The 20,641-nt window shown below is 73.4% G+C and carries 14 protein-coding genes; 5 read left to right on the top strand and 9 right to left on the bottom strand.

Annotated elements, in window-relative coordinates; all coding sequences use genetic code 11:
- Positions 1–87: 87 nt before the first annotated feature.
- From IF55_RS17235 to IF55_RS17205, 7 genes are all read right to left on the bottom strand, one after another.
- Positions 88–279, bottom strand: a complete 192-nt coding sequence (locus IF55_RS17235) for an MbtH family protein (protein ID WP_030877039.1) — start codon at positions 277–279, stop codon at positions 88–90.
- Positions 266–1,087 (bottom strand): thioesterase II family protein, encoded by an 822-nt coding sequence (locus tag IF55_RS17230; protein WP_063763984.1) that lies wholly within the window; start codon positions 1,085–1,087, stop codon positions 266–268. The genes IF55_RS17235 and IF55_RS17230 overlap by 14 nt, the downstream gene beginning before the upstream one ends.
- Positions 1,084–4,512: a non-ribosomal peptide synthetase gene (locus tag IF55_RS17225; RefSeq protein ID WP_048832086.1), complete on the bottom strand. Its 3,429-nt coding sequence runs from the start codon at positions 4,510–4,512 to the stop codon at positions 1,084–1,086. The genes IF55_RS17230 and IF55_RS17225 overlap by 4 nt, the downstream gene beginning before the upstream one ends.
- Entirely contained in the window at positions 4,509–7,340 is a 2,832-nt protein-coding gene (locus IF55_RS17220) for a type I polyketide synthase (RefSeq protein WP_048832085.1), read from the bottom strand. The genes IF55_RS17225 and IF55_RS17220 overlap by 4 nt, the downstream gene beginning before the upstream one ends.
- A complete protein-coding gene (locus tag IF55_RS17215) occupies positions 7,337–10,822 on the bottom strand; it encodes a non-ribosomal peptide synthetase (RefSeq protein WP_048832084.1) in 3,486 nt (1,161 codons plus the stop codon). The genes IF55_RS17220 and IF55_RS17215 overlap by 4 nt, the downstream gene beginning before the upstream one ends.
- Positions 10,819–11,169: a phosphopantetheine-binding protein gene (locus IF55_RS17210; protein ID WP_063763983.1), complete on the bottom strand. Its 351-nt coding sequence runs from the start codon at positions 11,167–11,169 to the stop codon at positions 10,819–10,821. The genes IF55_RS17215 and IF55_RS17210 overlap by 4 nt, the downstream gene beginning before the upstream one ends.
- 291 nt (positions 11,170–11,460) lie before the next feature.
- Entirely contained in the window at positions 11,461–12,591 is a 1,131-nt protein-coding gene (locus tag IF55_RS17205; protein ID WP_030877053.1) for an EstA family serine hydrolase, read from the bottom strand.
- A gap of 242 nt (positions 12,592–12,833) precedes the next feature.
- On the opposite strand from IF55_RS17205, the gene IF55_RS17200 reads away from it, so the two are divergent.
- Positions 12,834–13,385 (top strand): P-loop nucleotide/nucleoside kinase family protein, encoded by a 552-nt coding sequence (locus IF55_RS17200; protein WP_030877054.1) that lies wholly within the window; start codon positions 12,834–12,836, stop codon positions 13,383–13,385.
- Positions 13,386–13,664: 279 nt separating this feature from the next.
- Here IF55_RS17200 and IF55_RS17195 read toward each other — a convergent pair whose 3' ends face one another.
- On the bottom strand, positions 13,665–14,132 hold the full coding sequence (locus IF55_RS17195; RefSeq protein WP_030877056.1) for a MarR family winged helix-turn-helix transcriptional regulator: 468 nt from the start codon (positions 14,130–14,132) through the stop codon (positions 13,665–13,667).
- A 172-nt stretch (positions 14,133–14,304) separates the two neighbouring features.
- Between IF55_RS17195 and IF55_RS17190 the strand changes: the two genes are divergently transcribed.
- From IF55_RS17190 to IF55_RS17180, 3 genes are all read left to right on the top strand, one after another.
- Positions 14,305–15,561 carry an MFS transporter gene (locus tag IF55_RS17190; RefSeq protein ID WP_048832083.1) on the top strand — a complete coding sequence of 419 codons (1,257 nt, stop codon included), beginning with the start codon at positions 14,305–14,307 and terminating at the stop codon, positions 15,559–15,561.
- Between the two features lie 89 nt (positions 15,562–15,650).
- Positions 15,651–16,064 (top strand): GlcG/HbpS family heme-binding protein, encoded by a 414-nt coding sequence (locus tag IF55_RS17185; RefSeq protein WP_030877061.1) that lies wholly within the window; start codon positions 15,651–15,653, stop codon positions 16,062–16,064.
- Between the two features lie 349 nt (positions 16,065–16,413).
- Complete coding sequence (locus IF55_RS17180; RefSeq protein WP_030877063.1) at positions 16,414–17,208, top strand: SDR family NAD(P)-dependent oxidoreductase; 795 nt, start codon at positions 16,414–16,416, stop codon at positions 17,206–17,208.
- A gap of 105 nt (positions 17,209–17,313) precedes the next feature.
- On the opposite strand, the gene IF55_RS17175 is transcribed toward IF55_RS17180, so the two are convergent.
- Entirely contained in the window at positions 17,314–18,900 is a 1,587-nt protein-coding gene (locus IF55_RS17175; protein WP_030877066.1) for a GMC family oxidoreductase, read from the bottom strand.
- 256 nt (positions 18,901–19,156) lie between these two features.
- Here IF55_RS17175 and argG point away from each other — a divergent pair, with 256 nt between their 5' ends.
- The gene (argG, locus tag IF55_RS17170) at positions 19,157–20,605 is read left to right on the top strand and encodes an argininosuccinate synthase (RefSeq protein WP_030877069.1); all 1,449 of its coding nucleotides are present in this window, start codon (positions 19,157–19,159) and stop codon (positions 20,603–20,605) included.
- Positions 20,606–20,641 lie beyond the last annotated feature (36 nt).

Raw genomic sequence — 20,641 nt, 5'->3', positions numbered from 1 at the left:
TTCCTCCTCGTTACGGGTCGGTCCGGCAGGTCCGGCGGCCCCGCGAGAGGGGCCCGGCCGAGCGGCGGCGGTTAAAGGAAGTGGGGGCTAGGAGCGCTGGCTCAGAGGCCGCAGGTCGGTCCACACGGCGGAGATATGGGCCAGGCACTCGCTCTTGGAACCCGCCACGCCCACCAGTGCCCAGCCCTCGGGGGCCGCGCGGTCCTCGGGCCAGACGGAGTACTGGTCCTCGTGGTTGCGGACCACGGCGTAGCGGCGGCGGTCGTCATCCTCGAACATGGGAAACGCGCTCCTCTCTGCTGAGCTGGGCGCCGGGGATGGCACCAGGCTCGGGGTGGGCGTGGGAAACGAGTTCGAGCAGCGTGCCGCGTATCCGCGACAGCGTCGCGGCGCCCTCGGGTGCGGTGAGGAAGAAGTGGTCGCCGGGCATCTGCTCGTGGGTGAAGGCGCCGGTGGTGAGCGGTTCCCAGGCGGCCACCTCGGCCTCGGAGACGATGGGGTCCGCCGTGCCGCCGTACGCGCTGACCGGGATGGCGAGGGGCGGCCGTTCGCGGTACGCGTAGGTGTAGTCCAGCTCGAAGTCGGCGCGCAGGGAGGGCAGCGCCAGCGCTCTGATCTCCGGGCGGTCCAGCACCGCCGGGGAGGTGCCGCCCAGTTGGCCGATGAAGGCCAGCAGGTCATGGTCCGACAGGTCGTGTACGGACACACGGGCGCTCCCGAGGTGCGGCGCCTTGTGCGCGGCCACCATGAGGGCGGCCGGGCCGCCGGGGTGGTCGCGCAGGCGGTCCGCCACCTCGTACGCGATGAGGGCGCCGAGGCTGTGGCCGAAGAGGACCAACGGGCGGTCGCACTCGTCGCGCACCACCTCGGCCAGCGCGTCGGCCAGCGGCTCCATCCGACGGTACGGTTCCTCCTTCAACCGCCCGCCCCGGCCCGGGAGTTGTACGGCGCAGACCTCGACCTCCGGGGGGAACGCGGTCGACCACGGGTAGTACATGGACGCCGCGCTGCCCGCCCCCGGCAGGCACACCAGGCGCACCTTCGCGTCGGGACGACGGGGAAAGCGCAGCAGCCAGGGGTTCTTCACCGTGCCCCCTGGGGGTCGGCCACGCCGGATCGGTCCGGGATGGACTTCCTTACGTGGTCGGCGAGTTCGCTGACCGTGGGGTGGTGGAACACATCGCCGACGCGCAGGGAGAACCCGGCTTCGCGGGCTCGGTGCACGAGTTGGATGCTCTTGAGGGAGTCCCCGCCGACGGCGAAGAAGTCCTCGTCGATGTCGGTCTGCTGACGGCCCAGCACCTGCGACCAGAGGGCGGCGAGCGTCCGCTCGATGTCATCGCACGGGCCCGCCTGGCCGGGTGCGTGGTCCGCGGCGGGGCTCGTGGCGGGTGCGGGCAGGGCCGCGCGGTCGACCTTGCCGCTCGCGTTGAGCGGCAGGGCAGGGAGGGTCACGAGGTGGGCCGGGACCATATAGCCGGGCAGCCGGTCGCGCAGCTCGGAGCGGAGCGCGGAGACGAACGCCTCGTCATCCTCGGCACCGGGCGAGTCCCCGGCGACGGAGGCGTCGCCGCCGACGCCCAGCCCCGTCTCCGGCCCGCGCCTCTGCCGTACGACGTAGGCGACCAGCTCCATCCCGGCGGAGCCGCCCTCCGGAGCGGCCGCGATCACGACCGCTTCCCGTACGCCCGGGTGGTCGCGGAGCACGTTCTCGATCTCCCCGGGCTCCACGCGCACGCCCCGGACCTTGACCTGGTGGTCGTTGCGCCCCAGGAAGTCCAGGCTGCCGTCGGCCCGCCAGCACACCAGGTCGCCCGTACGGTAGAGCCGCGCGCCCGGCGCGTCGGCGTACGGGTGCGGCACGAAGCGGTCGGCGGTCAGGTCGGGCCGGCCCAGGTAGCCGCGGGCGAGCACCACACCGCCCAGGTACAGCTCGCCGGGCACGCCGACCGGCACGGGCCGCAGCTCTCCGTCGAGCACATACGTCTCGGCCCCGGCGACGGGCCGCCCGATGGGCACCCGTACGTCGTCGGCCCGTTCCGTGCCCGTGGCGGCCGTGGCCGGGCACTCCCACTCGGTCACCTCGACGGACGCCTCCGTCGGCCCGTACGCGTTGTAGAGCCGCGCGGGGAGCCGGCCGAGGGCGCGGTCGAGCGTCGTACGAGGCAGCTCCTGGCCGCTGCAGAGCACGCGCCGCAGCGAGGCGCAGCGGTAGCGGTCGAAACCCGGCTCTTCCGGACCCGGCTCTGCGAGGCCCGGCTCTTCGAGGCTCAGCTCTTCGAGGAAGGCCGCCAGCAGCGGCGGCACGAAGTGAGCGGTGGTCACCCGCTCGCGTTCGATCAGCTCGACGAGGTACGCGGGGTCGCGGTGCCCGCCCGGCGTGGCGACGACGAGTGCGGCGCCCGTGGTCAGCGGCCACAGCAGTTCGGTCACGGAGACGTCGAAGGTGCAGGGCGTCTTGTGCAGCACCCGGTCCGAGCCGTCGAGGCCGTGGGTGGCCTGGATGGAGCGGACCCGCGCCGCCAGGCCCCGGTGCGGCACGCCCACCGCTTTCGGCGCGCCGGTGGAACCAGAGGTGTGGATCACGTAGGCGAGGTCGCCGGGCCCTACGGCACCGGCCGCCAGGGGCGTGGCGTCGCGCGGCCCGTCCGACCAGGGGAACGCGTCCACGGCCGTGACGGGCACCTGGGCCTCGGCGAGGAGCGGGGCGAGGTCGCCGGTGGTGAGGAGGTGTGTCGCGCCGACCGCGCGCAGCATCTGTACGAGCCGGGCGGGCGGGTCCTCCGGGGACAGCGGCAGATAGGCGCTCCCGGCGGCGAGGACCGCGAGGGCGGACGTCACGAGTCCGGGCCCGCGCGGCAGGCAGACGGCGACCGGGGCGTCCGTGCCCGCGCCGCCGCCCTCCACCAAGTGCCGGGCCAACTGGCCCGCCCTGCCAGCCAACTGTTCATACGTCAGCCGGTCGCCCTCGAAGGCGACGGCGGTCGCCTCGGGGGTGCGTCGAGCCTGGCGGTCGATCGCCTCGTGCACCGGGCCGTCCCAGGGGTACGCGGCCGGGCCCCGGCTCCAGCGGCCGAGCAGCAGGTCGGCTTCTTCCTGGTCCGCCAGGGAGAAGCGGGACAGCGGCGTGCTCGGGGCGTCCAGCGCGGTGCGCAGGATGTGCCGGTACTGCCGGGCGAGGCGCGCGACGGTCGCCGCGTCGAACAGCTCGGTGCGGTAGCGGAAGAAACAGTCCGCGCCGTCGTCGTGCGGTCGGATCTCCAGCCACAGGTCCGTGAAGGTCGTCCGCGGGCTCACCGGGAAGACCTCCGCGTCCACGCCGACCAGATCGGGGGTGGTGAGCGGCTGCTGTACCGCGAACATCGCCTGGAACAGCGGGTCGTGGCTCCGCTCCCGCTCCGGGCCCAGCTCCGTGACGATCCGCTCCAGCGGTACGTCCTGGCGGGGGAACGCGTCCAGCGCGCCGCGCCGCACCCGGCGCAGCACCTCGTCGAACGAGGGGTCGCCGGTCACGTCGACCCGCAGTGGCAGGGTGTTGACGAACATGCCGATCAGCGGGGCCAGTTCGGTTCGGGAGCGGCCGGCGCTGGGGCTGCCGACGACCAGGTCCTCGGCGCCCGAGAGCCGGGAGAGCTGGAGCGCGAACACCGACAGCAGCACCATGAACGGCGTCGCCTTGTGCTGCCGCGCGGTGGCCCGTACCGCCTGCCAGGTCTCCTGATCGAGCGTCATGGTGTGGACCGCGCCGTCGAAGCCCTGCACGGCGGGGCGCGGGTAGGTGGTGGGGAGCTCCAGCAGCGAGGGCGCGTCGGCCAGGCGCGTACGCCAGTACTCCAGCGCCTTCTCGGCCTCGGGACCGGCTAGTTCGCGGTGCTGTCGGGCCGCGTGGTCGCCGAACTGGAGCGGCAGCGGGGCCAAGGACGGCTCGCGCCCGGCCGTACGGGCCGCGTACAGCTCGGACAGCTCCTCGAAGAGCCGGGCCATGGACCAGCCGTCGCAGACGGTGTGGTGGCAGATGACGGCCAGGGCGTGGTCGCGCTCGCCGAGCCGCACCGCCAGGGTCTTGATGAGCGGCCCTCGGGAGAGGTCGAAGACGTGCTCGGTCTCCGTCTCGATGAGAGCGCGGGCCCGTTCCGCGCGCCCGGCCTCGGGCTCCGCCGCCAAGTCGGTGACCGGGAGCGGGATCGTGAGGCTCGGCGCCACGCACTGCTGGGGCTCCCCCGCCGCGTCGGCCCGGAACACGGTGCGCAGCGCCTCGTGCCGGTCCACGACCCGGTTCAGGGCCCAGCGCAGCGCCGCCAGGTCGAGCGCCCCGCGCAGCCGCAGGGCCGCCACCAGGTTGTAGGCGCTGTTGCCGGAGTCGAGCTGGTCCAGGAACCACAGCCGCCGCTGGGCGAAGGACGCGGGCAGGAACTTGTACGGGCGGTGCGTCTCGTCGGCGGAGTCGGGGCTGGGGGCGGGGGCGGGGGCCGTGGCGGGAACGCGGCCCGCCAGGGTGGTCAGGTCGGTCACGCGAGCCCCCCGGCTGCGCCGCCGCCGTCCGCTCGCGCCGACGCGTCGGCGGCGGCCAGCAGTTCCTCGACGGCGCGGGCGAGACCGCCGGGCGTAGGCGTCTCGAAGACGTCCTCCAGCGGCAGCGCGACCCCGAAGGTGTTCTCGATGAGGGAGACCAGCTCGACGGCCGCGAGCGAGTCCCCGCCGTGCTCGAAGAAGTCCGGGTCGGCGACGTCCTCCTCGATGCCGAGCACTTGGCGGAAGAGGGTGAGGAGTGCCGCGTCCACGTCCACCGGCTCGTCCCCCGCGCGCTCGGCGGCCGGTGCGGCGGGGTCGCCTGCTTCACCTGATCCCGCCGGTACTGCCTGAGCTGCGGAGACGGCCGGTATGGGCCGTACCAGGTGGGTCCGGCGCTCGAAGGGGTACGTGGGCAGCGGCACCCGGCTCCGGTCCGTACCGTCGTGCAACCGGTCCCAGGCGACCGCCGCGCCGCCGGCCCACGCCCGGCCCACGGTGTCGAGCAGCGCGGCGAGCACGTCGCCGCCCGGCTGCTCCGGTCCGATCTCCGCGAGGTGCCGGCCGTCCCCGCCCGGAGCCGCCGGGACGGCGCTCCCGTCCAGGAGCCCCGCCCAGAAGCCGGGGTCGGCAGCTTCTCGCGACGTCACGGGCAGCCCGGAGGCGGAGTGCGTCCAGCCGGTCGTCGAGGTCTGCCACCGGGCCGACTGGACCGCCTCGCGCAGCGCGGCCTCTCCGCGCCCCGACGCGGCGGCGATGGCCAGCGCGTCGGCGAGCGGCAGGGCCCCGGCCACGGCCGCGGCGGCCGGCGCGCCCACGCCGTGCCCCGTCACGGTCGCGGGGGCGACGCCCCAGTCCATGAGGGTGCGGGCGAGCGCGTACGCCACGGTGAAGCCGGCCGCGCGGTCCAGTTCCGGGGAGGGCGCGGCGTCGGCCCCGGTGTCCGTACGCGGCGTCAGCAGCCGTCGTACGTCCGTGCCGAGGCCCGCGGGCAGCGCCTGGCAGCACGCGTCGACGGCGTTCCGGAAGGCCGGGGACGTCGCGTACACGGGGTGGGTGTCGTGGACGTACCGCGCTCCGCCGCCCGGAAGGGAGAAGACGATCGGCGACTCAAGGCGACCGCCGGCAGGACCGGCCGGACCGGAAGACCCGGAACCGTCGACGGCCCCGAACCCCCCGGCGGCGCCATCGGCCCGTACGGACCCCACGGCCCGTACCGCCGGAGCCGACAGCGCCTCAATGGCCTCCGCGTGGTCCGAGCAGACGACGTAGCGACGGTGCTCGAAGGCGTGCCGGCCCGTCTGGAGAGTGCGGGCGACGGCGGCCGGCGGCAGGTCGGGGCGGCGGCGCAGGTGCTCGGCCAGCCGCTCGGCCATGGCGTCGAGCGCGGTGGGCGTACGGGCCGACAGCACCAGCAACTGCGCGGTGGACGCGGCAAGTTGCGGGGCGGCGGCGGGGACCGGCGCCTCCTCCAGCACGACGTGCGCGTTGGTGCCGCCGATGCCGAAGGAGCTGACGCCGGCCCGGCGCGGCAGCCGGGTCGTCTCCCATTTGCGGGTGCGGGTGGTGACGCTGAAGGAGGTGGCGTCGAAGTCGATGGCGGGGTTGGGCGCGGTGAAGTGGAGGGTGGCCGGGAGCGTGCGTTCCTCCAGGGCGAGCACGGTCTTGATGAGGCTCGCGACTCCGGCGGCGGTGTCGGTGTGCCCGATGTTCGTCTTGACGGAGCCCAGCCCCACGGTGCCGTCGGCGGCCGTCTCGTCCTCGGCGTACCCGTCGCGGAACGCCTCGGTGAGCGCGGTGACCTCGATGGGGTCGCCGACCGGGGTGCCGGTGCCGTGCGCCTCCACGTACGAGATGTCGCGCGGGTACACGTCGGCGGCGATGTGCGCCCGGCGGATGACCTCGGCCTGGCCGCGTACGCCGGGGGCGGTGTAGCCCGCGCGCTCGCGCCCGTCGTTGTTGACGGCGGAGCCGCGGAGCACCGCGTGCACGTGGTCGCCGTCCTCGATGGCGTCCCGCAGCCGCCGCAGGACGACGATCCCGGCGCCGTCCCCGCCGACGATGCCCCGCGCGTCGGCGGAGAACGTGCGGCAGTAGCCGTCCGGGGACAAGGTGCCGCCCTCGCGGTGCGGGTAGCCGAGGAGCGGGGCCCGCAGGGTGACCCCGCCGGCCAGCGCCGTGTCGCACTCGCCGGCCAGCAGCGCCCGGCTCGCCTCGTGCACCGCGACCAGGGATGTCGAGCACGCCGTCATGACGGCGACGCTCGGGCCGGTGAGGCCGAGCAGGTACGAGACGCGGGTGCACAGGTGCTCGGGGTCGTTGGCGAGGCTGAGGGCGAGGTCGTCGACGCCGGGGAAGCGGTCGGGCCGGGACCGTACGACCGAGGCGTAGCCGTTGCGGCCGGCCCCGGCGAACAGCCCAGTGGTGCCGGGGACGGCGCGCGGGTCGTATCCGGCCCGCTCCAGCGCCTCCCACGCGCACTCCAGGAAGATCCGGTGCTGGGGGTTGAGCAGGTCGGCGTCGCGGCCGGTGATGCCGAAGAACTCCGCGTCGAAGTCGCCGATGCCCTCCACGACGCCGTGCCGGCGCACGTAGCGGGGGTCCTTGGCGCGCTCGGGGTCCTCGCCCCATTCCTCCAGTTCCGCGTCGGTGAGGGCGCGTACGCCGTCGACGCCGTTCACCACGTTGTGCCAGTACTCCTCCGGGGTCGTGGCTCCGGGGAAGCGGCAGGCCATGCCGACGACGGCGATGTGGGTGTCGTCGGCTTCGGTGAGGCGGCCACCGGCGTCGGCGTGCTCGTCGCTGCTGATGGGGTCGGCGGTGGTCGTCACTGTCGTTCAGCCCTTCCGTGGGAGGTCCGGGAGGCCCGGGGGTCCTCGGTGGTCCGGGGGGTTCGGGAGGCCCGGGAGGTCTCGGCGGTCCGGTCGGTCCGGGAGGTTCGCGCGTCCCCTGAGGCCCGCGCTCGCATGGCCGTGAGCCGGGCGGCGCCGCGGCGGCGGTCGGCGGCGCGGTCCGCGCCGCCGGTACGGGCCGGGGCCGGGGCGGAGGTCTCGGCGCCGGCGAGCCGCCGGGCGAGGGCGGCGATGGTCGGGTGCGCGTACAGGTCGGCGATCCGCACCGGGCCGCCCAGTTCCTCGGCGAGCCGGTCGCGGACCGAGGCCAGCAGCAGCGAATGGCCGCCCACGTCGAAGAAGTTGTCCTCGATGCCGAAGGAATCGTGGCCGAGCGCCGCCGCCCACACGGCGCTGATCCGGCGCTCCAGGGGCGCCTCGGCGCGCCGGCGGGCGGCGGCGGGCGCGGCGATTTCCCGGGCGTCCTCGGGCAGCGCCGTACGGTCGACCTTGCCGTTGGGGGTGAGCGGCAGCGAGGGCAGGGCCAGGCATCGGCGCGGGTGCATGTGGCGGGGCAGACGCCGCGTCATATGGTCGTGCAGCTCGGCGAGTTCGAGAGCTGACGAGCCGTCGGCGGGCACCAGGTAGGCGATGAGTTCGGTCCCGGCCGGGCCGTCGTCCGGGGCCGTGGTGAGCACGGCCGCTTCGCGTACGGCGGGGTGGGCGCGGAGCACGTTCTCGATCTCGCCGAGTTCGACGCGTACGCCGCGGATCTTCACCTGGTGGTCGTCGCGGCCCAGGAAGTCCAGGCTGCCGTCGTTCCGCCAGCGCACCAGGTCGCCCGTGCGGTAGAGGCGGGCGCCCGGCGTCGCGGCGTAGGGGTGCGGTACGAACCGGTCGGCGGTCAGCGCGGCCCTGCCGAGGTAGCCGCGGGCGAGCCCCGCGCCGCCCAGGTACAGCTCGCCGGGGACGCCTACGGGGACGGGCCGCAGCTCGGCGTCGAACACGTACGCCTCGGTCCCGGTGATCGGCCGGCCGATGCCGGGGAGCACGCCGCGCGCCTCGCCCGCCGCCGTGACCGTGCCCGAGGCGGCTATGACCGTGTTCTCGGTGGGCCCGTAGTTGTTGACGAGGCGGAAGGGCAGCGCGTGGCCGCCCGTTCCGTGCAGCCGGTCGCCGCCGGCGTGCACGGTGCGCAGCGCCGTATCGGCGGGCCACGGCGTGCCGAGCATCCGCTCCAGCAGTGGTGTCGGCAGAAAGGCGCTGGTGACCCGGTGTTCGGTGAGCCAGGCGCGGAGCGCGGCCGGGTCCGGCACGGTCTCCGCGTCGGGTATCTCCAGGGTGGCCCCGGCGGTCAGGGCCGACCAGATCTCCCAGACGGAGGCGTCGAATCCGGGGGCGGCGATGAGCGTGCCGCGGTCGCCGGGGCCGAGGCCGAATTCCGCGTGGCTCCAGGTCACCAGGGTGGTGAGGGCGTGGTGCTCGACCATCACGCCCTTGGGCTCACCGGTCGAACCGGAGGTGTATACGACGTAGGCCAGGTCGCCCGGCCCGGTCCGCGGGGCCGGTACCGATCCCCCGGGCACGGTCAGGGCGTCGAGCGTACGGACGTCCGTACCGCCGCCCAGGGACCCGGCGTGCCCGGCGTCGGCCACGGCGAGCAGCGGGCGCGCCTCGGCGAGGATCGCGTTCAGCCGCGACACGGGGTGCGCGGGGTCCAGGGAGACATAGGCGGCACCGCACTTGAGGACGGCCAGTTGCGCGGTCACCAGCTCCGCGCCGCGCGGCAGGCAGACCGCCACGAGCGCGCCCGGCCCCGCGCCCGCCGCCCGCAGCCCGGCCGCCGCCTCGTCGGCGGCCCGGTCCAGCGCGGCGTACGTGAGGGTGGCCTCTGCGGTCCGTACGGCGACGGCGTCCGGGTGCGCGCGGGCCCGGCGGCGGAAGAGGTCGTCGACGCGGTGCCCAGCGGGCTGGTGCTCGTCGGCTCGTACGGTCTCGTGGGCGCGGTCCGCGGCGTGATCGCGCGGGTCGCCCACCGCGTAGTCGCACGGGTCGTCCGCCACGGACTCGCGCGCGCCGTCCTCTCCGCGCTCGCGCGGGCTGTCCGCCGCGCCGGACCACTCCCTGAGCAGCGTCCGTTCCTCGTCGGCGTCGAGTACGGGCAGTCGGCCGATCGGGGCGTCGGGGTCGGCGAGCGCGGCGGTGAGCAGGCGTACGTACCGCCGGCCGAACAGCTCCGCGGTGCGGCCGTCGAAGACGTCCGTCTGGTAGCCCATCCACGCCTCGGCGCCCTTCCGGTGCCACGCCAGGTGCAGCGCCATCTCGTACTTGGCGGTGTCCGTCGGCAGCGGCAGCGGTGAGGAGTCGAGGCCGGGGAGGAGCTCGCCCGCGTCGGGCAGGTCCTCGTAGGTGACCACGGTCTGGAAGAGCGGGTGCCGGGAGGTCGAGCGGTCCGGCTGCAACTCCTCCACGAGGAGCTGGAAGGGCAGGTCCTGGTACTCGTGCCCGGCGAGGAACGTGTCGCGCACCTGCTGGACGAGCGTTCCGAAGGCCGTGTCCGGCGCGCAGCGGACGCGCAGCGGCAGCATGTTCACGAACAGCCCGACGGTGCCTTCGACCTCCAGCTCCGTGCGGCCGCTGACCGGCACGCCGATGACCAGGTCGGTCGTCGAGGCGAGCCGGGACATCAGGACCGCGTAGGCGGCCAGCAGGGTGATGAAGCGGGTGGAGCGGTTGCGGGAGGCGACGGCTTCGAGCCGCTGCCCGAGCTCCGGCGGTATGGCGAAGGGCCGGCTGTCGCCCTCGAAGCTCTGCGCGGCGGGGTGCGGCCGGTCGCTCGGCAAGGGCAACTTGAGCCGCACGCCCGAGAGTTCGGCGCGCCAGTAGTCCAGCGCCTCGCGGCTGCGCGGCCCGGCCAGGAGCCGCCGCTCGGCGGCCACGTACTCCTGGTACGAGCGTACGGGCGCGGGCAGCGGGTCGGCGGCGCCGGTCAGCGCGGCCTGGTACAGGACGGACAGCTCCCGGTCGAGGATGCCCAGCGACCAGCCGTCGACCACGATGTGGTGGAAGGCGAGGACCAGCGCGTGGTCGTCGTCGGCGAGCCGGATCAGGTCCGCGCGGAACACCGGCCCGGCCGCCAGGTCGAACGGGGCGAGGGCGGCTCGGGCGACCGCCTCGCGCATGGCTGCTTCCCGCGCCGCCGCCGGCGCCCGGCCGAGGTCGGTCAGGGTCAAGGGCACGCGGCCCTCCGGGGCGATCCGCAGGGCGGGCGCGCCGTCCACGGTCGGGAACGTGGCGCGCAGCACGTCGTGCCGGGCCACCAGCCGGTCGAGGGCCTGCTGAAGGGCGGGGACGTCCAGCGGGCCGCGCAGCCGCGTGGCGCGCGGCACGTTGTACTCGCTGCCGTCGGGCCGCAACTGCCAGAGGAACCAGAGGCGTTGCTGGGCGGAGGAGAGCGCCGAGAGCCCGTTGCCGCCGCTCACGCGGACGCGCCGTTGCGAGGGGTGGGCGCGGCAGGGGCGGCGCCGGCGGGCCGCGTCAGGGCTTCCTCTCCCCGCGTCACGGAGTCCTGTCGCCGCGTCACGAATTCGGCGAGTTCGTCGACGGTGGGCCGTTCGAAGAAGTCGGCCATCGGAATCTCGACGTGCAACGCGCGCGCGATGCGGGAGATCGCCTGGGATGCCGTCAGCGAATGTCCGCCGAGCTCGAAGAAATTGTCACCGTAGCCGAACTCGTCGAGGCGGAGGACTTCCTTCCATACCCGGCCGATCGTGTCGCGCACGTCGTCGCGTGAGGAGATGTGTTGCGTTGGCTCGGCCTCGGAAACCATGATGGCAAGACCCCTTCCGGCCCTGGCGGGTGCGGTGGTTTCCCGGCGAAGCGCGCGAAACCTCTGTCCTCGCCACAAGATGTCGGGCGGCGGGAGGGGAGCCAAGCGGGGTACCCGAAGGGGAAGCGGCCGCTGCACTGTCGGGCAGCGAGCGGGGCGGGGCCGCCGTGCCGCGGCCCCGCGTTGCCGAACGGCGGAATCCGACCGGCCGGGCAGGGAAATCAGTCGAGTCAGAGCGCGGCGTACCGAGCCAGAACGCGGCGCACCGGGGCCGGAGCGCGACGTACCGGGTCAGAGCGCGGCGTATACGGCTTCGATCAGGTCCGTTTTCCGCGGGTCGTTCAATATGTGATGGCCCATCACGTTCATGGTGTACCCCATGCTCAACTCCGCTTCGGGATCGCACATTCCGAAGGAACCGCCGTATCCGTCGAAACCGAAGGCGCGCGGATTGGGCCCGTAACCACCCTCCTCCCCGCTGGGAATGACGCCCAGGCCGAACTCGGACTCGCGGCCGAGCAGCACGCCGAGCACCAGGTCGAGGCAGCGCCCTTGCCCCTGCCGCGCGATGTCGGTCTGCTGGGGGCTGAGCACGGCGGAACGGCCGGCGTAGGCGCCGTAGAGCTGGGCCAGCGCGAGCGCGGTGGCGTGCCCGTTGACGGCGGGCAGCTCGGCGCGCCGCCAGGCCGGGGAGTTCGCGGCGTCGGCCCCGGTTCCGGGGTTGGCGAGGGCGGCGAGGGTGATGGGGCTCAGCGTCGGCGCGGGGCCCGGCGGGGGCGGCGCCTGCACCAGGGTCGCCACGCGCCCGTCGTCCCGCTGATCGAGCCCGAGATGGAAGTCCGCGCCGAGGGGGCCGGTCAGCTCGGCGCGGATGAACTCGCCGACGGTCTTGCCCGATATCCGCCTGATGACCTCACCGATCAAGTGCCCGTACGTCATGGCGTGGTAGCCCGATGCGGTGCCCGGCTCCCACAGCGGCTCGGCGGCCGCCAGCCGTGAGGTCATGAGGCCCCAGTCGTACAGCTCCTCCAGGGCGACGGGTTCCCGCAGCCCGGCGAGCCCGGCGCGGTGGCTCAGCAGGTACCGGACGGGCAGTTCCGCCTTGCCGGCCGCCGCGAACTCGGGCCAGTACCGCGCCACCGGGGCGTCGAGGTCGAGCAGCCCCCGGTCGGCCAGCAGATGGGCGGCGAGCGCGGCCACGCCCTTGGTGGTGGACCACACGTTCACCAGGGTCGAGTCGTTCCATGGGACGGTGCGCCCGGGGTCCGCGTAGCCGCCCCACAGGTCCACGACCACGGCCCCGTCGAGTATCACCGCCACGCGCGCCCCGAGCTCCAGTCCGTCGGCGAAATGCCGCGCGAACACCTCGCGCACTCCGGCGAACGCCGCGTCGCACTTGCCGTCGATCGACAGCGCGGACATAAGGCACCACACTCCTCAGCAACGGGCCACAGTCATGGCCATGGCCATAGTTCCGCGCAGCGTAATGCCGCAGTCTCCACGACGGGGCCCGAACCGCCTCCCGGGCAAGGCGTCACGCACCGAGACAGAGGTATGACCTTTCCTGAGTCGCTGCGTAGACTCACGCGCTCGACTCGGCTTGATTCGACTCGACTCGGCTCGTCATGGACCGGCGGGCGAGGGAGCAGGGCGGGAGGATTACGTTGATCGTTTGGGTGAACGGCGCGTTCGGCAGCGGGAAGAGCACGCTCGTGGACGAGCTGCGGCCACGCTGGCCCGAGGCCCTCGTCTTCGACCCGGAGATGATCGGATTCGTACTGCGGGAGATCGTGGAGTCGCCGACCGGCGACTTCCAGGACCTCAGGCTGTGGCGGCGACAGGTCGCGAGCTTGGCGGTGGGCCTGGTCGAGGAGCACCACCGGCCGGTCCTGGTCCCCATGACCCTGGTCAACGCCGCCTATGTCGATGAGATCTTCGGCGCGCTGAGGGATGCGGACGTCAGCGTCCACCACTTCTTCCTCAAAGCCCCCCGAGAGGTCCTGGAGAAGCGGATCGACGGGCGGAGCTTCACCCCGGACGATCCCGAGCAGGATGAACAGGTGCGGCGCTGGTGCAAGGGCAAGATCGAGTCCTGCCTGGCGGCGGCCGACACCCTCCCCAGCGACACGGTGTTCCTGGACGGCGAACTCACCCCAGAGGAACTGGCCGACCAGGTGCTGGCCCGGGCCCGCCCCGAGGGGACATCCAGCACCTGACCATGCCGCACGATCGCCGCACCGCCGGTCGCCCACGACTGCGGCGTCGGAGGTACCCCGGCCGGTAAGACGTCGGATACGCCCGTCCCAGTCGTAAAGAGGGCGGACGCGTGGCAGGAGGACGGACGCGACGCAGTACGGGCGGCTCGTGCGCCGAGCGCGCGGTGCACTCGCCCAGGGGCCCGCGTACGCCCGCACGTGCCGAAGCCCGGCCCGCGCACGTACCAAGGCCCGGCCCGCGTGCGTGCCGGGGCCCGGCCGGCGTAGGGCGCCGGCGGGTCACACGGGCTGGATCGTGCCCTGCACCTGGCGCACGGCGTCGACGAGGGGCGCGAGTACGGGCTCGGCGGCCGCCTCGTCGAGCGCCTCGCGCAGGGCGGTGTTGTGGGTGGGGCGGGCCTCTTCCAGCAGGCGCGCGCCGTCGGGCGTGACATCGGTGTAGATGCCGCGCCGGTCGGTGGGGCAGAGGAAGCGCGAGAGCAGCCCGCGGTCCTCCAGCCGGGTCACCAGCCGCGTGGTGGCGCTCTGGCTGAGGACGACCGAGTCGGCGACCTGCCGCATCTGAAGGTGCCCGCCCTCGCCGTCGTGCTGCCGGCTCAACACGTCCAGCAGCGAGTACTCGCGCGCGCTCAGGTGGTGGCCGGACTGGAGCGCGCGCTCGACTCGGTTCTCGATGCGGCCGTGCAGCAGCGAGAGCGCCGACCAGCCGTGCGCCAGTGCGGTCATCGCCGGGTCGGTGGCGGTCATGAGCGGCTCCCTCAGTCGGATCGTACGGACGGCGCCGCCGGCGGCGTTCCACCGGCTCAGCACGCATACCACTATACCCGCGTTTGCCAATAGCCATCGCGTGCAACTATTGTCGACGCCTGTAAGGAGCTTGCACATTCTCTGCTCCTCCGCAGAGGAAAGGACCCTCGTCATGCCGCTCGCACTGCTGGCTCTGGCCATAGGGGCCTTCGGAATCGGCACCACGGAATTCGTGATCATGGGGCTGCTGCCCCAGGTCGGCGCGGACCTCGGGGTGTCCGTACCGACGGCCGGCTTCCTGGTCACCGGCTACGCCCTCGGCGTCATGATCGGCGCGCCGATCATGACCGTCGTCGGCACCCGCATCTCGCGCAAGAACATGCTCATGCTGCTCATGGGCCTGTTCATCCTCGGCAATCTCATCTCCGCCGTGGCCCCGGTCTTCGCCGTCATGCTGATCGGCCGGGTGGTGGCCTCGCTGGCCCACGGCGCCTTCTTCGGCATCGGCGCGGTCGTCGCCGCCGAACTGGTCGCCCCCCACAAGAAGGCCGGCGCGATCTCGATGATGTTCACCGGCCTGACCGTGGCCAACGTCGTCGGCGTGCCGCTGGGCACGCTCGTGGGCCAGAGCGCCGGCTGGCGCGTGACCTTCCTGATCGTCGCCGCCCTCGGCGTGCTCGGGCTGGCCGGCGTCGCGGCGCTGGTACCCGACATGCCCAAGCCGCGGGGCGTACGACTGCGGCACGAGGTCGCCGCCTTCAAGAACACCCAGGTCGTGCTGGCCATGGCCATGACGGTGCTCGGTTTCGGCGGCGTATTCGCCGCGATCACCTACATCGCGCCGATGATGACCGACGTCGCCGGCTTCGCGGAGTCCTCGGTCACCTGGCTGATGGTGGTCTTCGGGCTGGGCATGGTGACCGGCAACCTCGTCGGCGGCCGGCTCGCGGACCGCAGGCTCATGCCGATGCTCTACACCGCGCTCGGCGGCCTGGCGCTCGTCCTGCTGCTGTTCACCTTCCTGGCCTCCGGCAAGGCCGCGTCCGTCGTGGCCGTCTTCCTCATCGGCGCCCTCGGCTTCGCGACCGTCCCGCCCCTCCAGAAGCGCGTCCTGGACCACGCCCACGGCGCTCCGACGCTGGCCTCGGCGGCCAACATCGGCGCCTTCAACCTGGGCAACGCCCTGTCCGCCTGGATCGGCGGCGCGGTGATCTCCGCCGGGTTCGGCTACTCCGCGCCCAACGCCGTCGGGGCCGCCCTGGCCGCCGCCGCGCTGGTACTGGCCGTCATCTCGCACCGGCTCGAACGGCGGACCGCCGCCCCCGGCGCCACCGCCCTGGCCCCGGCGCACTCCGACAGCGCCGACGTCTCTGTTCAGGGCCCCGCGTCCGACCCGGCCGCCGCCCCGGCGGGCGCCGTTCGCTCCTGACCCCCTCACACTCGCGCGTCACACCGGTCGCGCGTAACCCCGCAACAGCAACACCTCGATTAGCGATCCAAGAAACTGAGGCAACAACCATGAGCACCACCGTCACCCCGCTGACCGCCGCCGACGCCGAAACCCTCGTCCTCGCCGCCCGCCAGGCGGCCGACGCGGCCGGCGTCCCCGTCAGCATCACCGTTCTCGACGCCGGCGGGCACCTGCTGGCCTTCCGCCGCGACGAGCGCGCCGTGCTGATCTCCGGCGAGACCAGTACGGCCAAGGCGTACACCGCGCTCCAGCTCAACGCGGCGACGGCCGACGTGGCCGACCTGGTCAAGCCGGACGGCCCGTTCCACTCCCTGCCCACCGCGCTGGGCAAGCCCCTGCTGTTCATCGCGGGCGGCGTGCCGATCCACCGCGACGGGCAGCTCATCGGCGCCCTCGGCCTCGGCGGCGGCGCCCCCGAGCAGGACCACGGCTTCGCCCAGACCGCCCTCCAGGCCCTCTGACCGAACCCGTAGCCCTACCCCGGCTCGTATGCGCGCTCGTACTCGCGCTCGCGCCCGCCTCGGCGGCGGGGCCCCACCCCGGCCCCGCCGCCGACAGGCACCAGCCGGCACCAGCGGCAGCGCAACACCCGAGAACGCCCCTGGCCCCCGGCGAGGGGCCAGGTTCCGACGCACGCGCCGATCGTGGGAATCGCCGGAGCACACGGCGTAACCCCGGCGGCGGCCGTCCTACGCCCGCACCCGCGGACCGGCAACGTGGTGGAACCTCGTGTCCGTCGCCCCGGTCCGCATACGCATCCACATCCGTATCCGCAACCCAGTAACACCACCTCGACGAGAGGAACACCTCGTGCATATCGATCTGTCCGGCCGGACCGCGCTGGTCACCGGCTCCACCCAGGGCATCGGCCTCGCCATCGCCGCCGGCCTCGCCCGGGCGGGCGCCCATGTCGTCGTCAACGGCCGCGGCCAGGAGCGCGTCGCGGAGGCCGTCCGTACCGTACGCGCCGACTCCGGCAGCGACGATGTCACCGGCGCCGTGGGCGACCTGGCGACGGAGCAGGGCGCGGCGGCCGTGCTGGAGGCCGTGCCGACGGTCGACATCCTCGTCAACAACCTCGGCATCTTCGGCTCCGCCCCGCCCCTGGAGATCGACGACGCCGAGTGGCGCCGCTACTTCGAGGTCAACGTGCTCTCCGCGGTCCGGCTCATCCGCGCCTATCTGCCGGGCATGAAGGAACGCGGCTGGGGACGCGTCCTGAACATCGCCAGCGACTCGGCCGTGGTCATCCCCGCCGAGATGATCCACTACGGCATGACGAAGACCTCGCTGCTCGCCGTCGGCCGGGGCTTCGCCAAGGACTCCGCGGGTACCGGCGTCACCGTCAACTCCGTCGTCGCCGGGCCGACCCACACCGGCGGCGTCGAGGGGTTCGTGCGCGAGCTGGTCGGCGACGAGCTGCCCTGGGACGAGGCGCAGCGCGAGTTCATGATCAAGCACCGTCCGCAGTCCCTGCTCCAGCGCCTCATCGAACCCGAGGAGATCGCCAACCTGGTCGTCTATCTCGCCTCGCCCTACGCCTCCGCCACCACCGGCGGGGCCGTGCGCGTCGACGGCGGGTACGTGGACTCCATCCTGCCCTGAGCCCTGAGCCCTGAGCCCTGAGCCCTGGCCACTGGCCCCGGGCCACTGAGCCCCGGGCCCTCCCGCCGCCGACTACGCCTCATGCCGGCCGGTCCGCCGCGGCGGTCAGCCGCCGTGGTCCGCGAGCAGCATGCGGGCCGCCGTCTCCCCCACCACGACGCACGGGGCCGTCGTGTTGGCGAGGGTGACGTGCGGCAGGACGGAGGCGTCCGCGACGCGCAGCCCGGTGATGCCGTGCACCCTCAACCGCCCGTCGACGACGGCCTCGCGGTCGGCGCCCATGCGGGCGGTGCCGCACTGGTGCCAGAAGGTCTCGACGGCGTTGCGCAGGAACATCTCGACGTCGGCCCGGGTCGAGGTCGCGGGCGCCACCTCGCGCTTGAGGTAGGGGGCGAACGCGGCCGAGTTGCCGACCTCGCGGGCCATGGCGACGCAGGCCAGCGCCGAGGCCATGTCGTCGGGGTCGGAGAGGAAGCGCGTGTCGACGCGCGGCGCCAGCGTCGGGTCCGTACCCGCGAGGGAGACCTGTCCCCTGCCGCGCTGCCGCATGCCGGGGAGGAAGGTGACCGCCCGCTCCGGCAGCGGGTACTGGGCGGCGCTCTCCGGGGACACCGAGCCCGTGGGCGAGAGGTACAGGAAGAACTCCGGCGCTCCGGGCCGGGTCTCGTCCTCCCAGAAGCAGACCGCCTGGCTGCGGGTGGGCGGCGGCATGGGTATGTCGTGGGCCTCCCATACGCAGCCGAAGCGGATGTGGTCGTCCAGGTTCCGGCCCACGCCGGGCAGGTGCTGGACGACCGGGATGCCGAACGAGCGCAGGTCGCTCTCGTCGCCGATGCCGGAGCGGAGCAGTACGGCCGGGGTGTTGATCGCGCCCGCGCTGAGCACGACCTCGTGCGCGGCGCGGAACCGTGTGACGCGGCCCCCGCTCACCGCTTCCACGCCGACGGCGGTGCGGCCGTCGAGCAGTACGCGGGAGACGGTCGTGTCCTGGAGGACGGTGAGGTTCGGCCGGTCGAGGTGGTCGGCGAGGTAGCAGCGGTAGGGGCTGCGGCGCTCGCCGTCCTCGATGTTCTCGTCGCGTACGGAGCAGCCGCGGCCGTGTTCCATCAGGGCGCCGTTGGCGCTGTCGAAGCGGGGGATGCCGGCCGCTTCGGCGGCGTCGAGCATGGTGGTGAACAGGGGGTGCACGTCCTGCGAGGGCCGTACGCTCACGGGTCCGCCGGTGCCGCGCCGCTCCGGGTCGGGGGCGCCGTGCCAGTCCTCGATGGCGCGGTAGGTCTCCAGTACGTCGCGGTATCCCCAGCGCTCGTCCTTTGCGGTGGCGGCGTAGCCGTCCCAGTCCGTGCGGTGGCCGCGCGCCCACACCCCGGCGTTGACGCTGCCGCCGCCGCCCAGCCCGCGGCCCATGGAGTAGGCGAGCCGGCGCCCGTTCAACTGGGGGTTCGCCTCCGTCACGAACGCCCACTCCCGCTCCGTGCCGAAGTTGGCGGGCCACAGGTCGGGGTCGCGTACGAACTGCGAGTCGTCGTCGCCGCCGCTCTCCAGGAGCAGCACGGTGGCCGCCGGGTCGGCCGAGAGGAGCCCCGCCACGACCGATCCCGCGGAGCCCGCTCCGCACACGATGAAGTCGAAGGTCGCACCGTCGGCGACGCCGCCCCCCGGTTCGGCCGGTCGCCCGTCGGTGTGCTGCATGAATGCCTCCCTGAGTCCGGCTGGTCACCATGGTCCGAGCCCGGCGGCGGTGAAGCGCCGCGGGCGTCTCGGACGCGCCCCCGCTACAGGCACCCTATGAACAGGCGATCGCAAGATCGTCACTCCATGGAGTGACGTCGGTCCCATGGAGACCGGGGCGGACCCTATGGGGCGGCGCCGGGCCCCGCGGCCGGGAGATCAGGGCGGGTCAGATCAAGGCTTTGCATGATCATGCATGGTGAGGCATACTCTTCCTATGTCCAAGGTTCTCACCTCACTGCCCACTGGCGAGCGCGTCGGCATCGCCTTCTCCGGCGGCCTCGACACGTCGGTCGCCGTCGCCTGGATGCGCGACAAGGGTGCCGTCCCGTGCACCTACACCGCCGACATCGGCCAGTACGACGAGCCCGACATCGCCTCGGTGCCCGGCCGCGCCAAGACGTACGGCGCCGAGATCGCGCGCCTGGTCGACTGCCGCGCCGCGCTGGTCGAGGAGGGCCTCGCCGCCCTCGCCTGCGGCGCCTTCCACATCCGCTCGGGCGGCCGCGCCTACTTCAACACGACGCCGCTGGGCCGCGCCGTCACCGGCACCCTCCTGGTCCGGGCGATGCTGGAGGACGACGTCCAGATCTGGGGCGACGGCTCGACCTTCAAGGGCAACGACATCGAGCGGTTCTACCGCTACGGCCTGCTCGCCAACCCGCAACTGCGGATCTACAAGCCCTGGCTCGACGCGGACTTCGTGACCGAGCTCGGCGGCCGCAAGGAAATGTCGGAGTGGCTGCTCGCCCACGACCTGCCCTACCGGGACAGCACCGAGAAGGCGTACTCGACCGACGCCAACATCTGGGGCGCCACGCACGAGGCCAAGACCCTGGAGCACCTGGACACCGGCGTCGAGACCGTCGACCCGATCATGGGCGTGAAGTTCTGGGACCCGTCGGTCGAGATCGCCGCCGAGGACGTGACGATCGGCTTCGAGCAGGGCCGCCCCGTGACGATCAACGGCAAGGAGTTCGCCTCCGCCGTCGACCTGGTGATGGAGGCCAACGCCGTCGGCGGCCGGCACGGCATGGGCATGTCGGACCAGATCGAGAACCGGATCATCGAGGCCAAGAGCCGCGGCATCTACGAGGCCCCCGGCATGGCGCTGCTGCACGCCGCGTACGAGCGCCTCGTCAACGCGATCCACAACGAGGACACCCTCGCCCAGTACCACAACGAGGGCCGGCGCCTCGGCCGCCTCATGTACGAGGGCCGCTGGCTGGACCCGCAGGCCCTGATGGTGCGCGAGTCGATCCAGCGCTGGGTCGGCACGGCCGTCACCGGCGAGGTCACGCTGCGGCTGCGGCGCGGCGAGGACTACTCGATCCTCGACACGACCGGCCCGGCCTTCAGCTACCACCCCGACAAGCTGTCCATGGAGCGCACCGAGGACGCGGCGTTCGGCCCGGTGGACCGGATCGGCCAGCTCACCATGCGCAACCTCGACATCGCCGACTCGCGCGCCCGGCTGGAGCAGTACTCGGGCCTCGGCATGGTCGGCACCGGCCAGGCCGCGCTCGTCGGCGCCGCCCAGGCGGCCTCGACCGGGCTGATCGGCGCCATGCCGCAGGGCGGCGCCGAGGCCATCGCCGCCCGCGGCGAGGGCTCCGGCGACGAGAAGCTGCTCGACCGGGCGGCGATGGAATTCGGTATGGACTGAGGTCCTGGTACGGGGGTCGATGCCGCCCTGACGACT

The organism is Streptomyces varsoviensis, from assembly GCF_000718635.1.
In the GTDB taxonomy this organism is placed as follows: Bacteria; Actinomycetota; Actinomycetes; order Streptomycetales; family Streptomycetaceae; genus Streptomyces; species Streptomyces varsoviensis.
Note: the sequence above shows the minus strand (reverse complement) of the source record. Positions and strands in the feature narration are given on the sequence as shown.

Coding starts and splice junctions, on each gene's coding strand:
- IF55_RS17235 (WP_030877039.1), bottom strand. CDS start 279: ATGTTCGAGGATGACGACCGCCGCCGCTACGCCGTGGTCCGCAACCAC.
- IF55_RS17210 (WP_063763983.1), bottom strand. CDS start 11,169: ATGGTTTCCGAGGCCGAGCCAACGCAACACATCTCCTCACGCGACGAC.
- IF55_RS17205 (WP_030877053.1), bottom strand. CDS start 12,591: ATGTCCGCGCTGTCGATCGACGGCAAGTGCGACGCGGCGTTCGCCGGA.
- IF55_RS17195 (WP_030877056.1), bottom strand. CDS start 14,132: ATGACCGCCACCGACCCGGCGATGACCGCACTGGCGCACGGCTGGTCG.
- IF55_RS17190 (WP_048832083.1), top strand. CDS start 14,305: ATGCCGCTCGCACTGCTGGCTCTGGCCATAGGGGCCTTCGGAATCGGC.
- IF55_RS17185 (WP_030877061.1), top strand. CDS start 15,651: ATGAGCACCACCGTCACCCCGCTGACCGCCGCCGACGCCGAAACCCTC.
- IF55_RS17175 (WP_030877066.1), bottom strand. CDS start 18,900: ATGCAGCACACCGACGGGCGACCGGCCGAACCGGGGGGCGGCGTCGCC.
- argG (WP_030877069.1), top strand. CDS start 19,157: ATGTCCAAGGTTCTCACCTCACTGCCCACTGGCGAGCGCGTCGGCATC.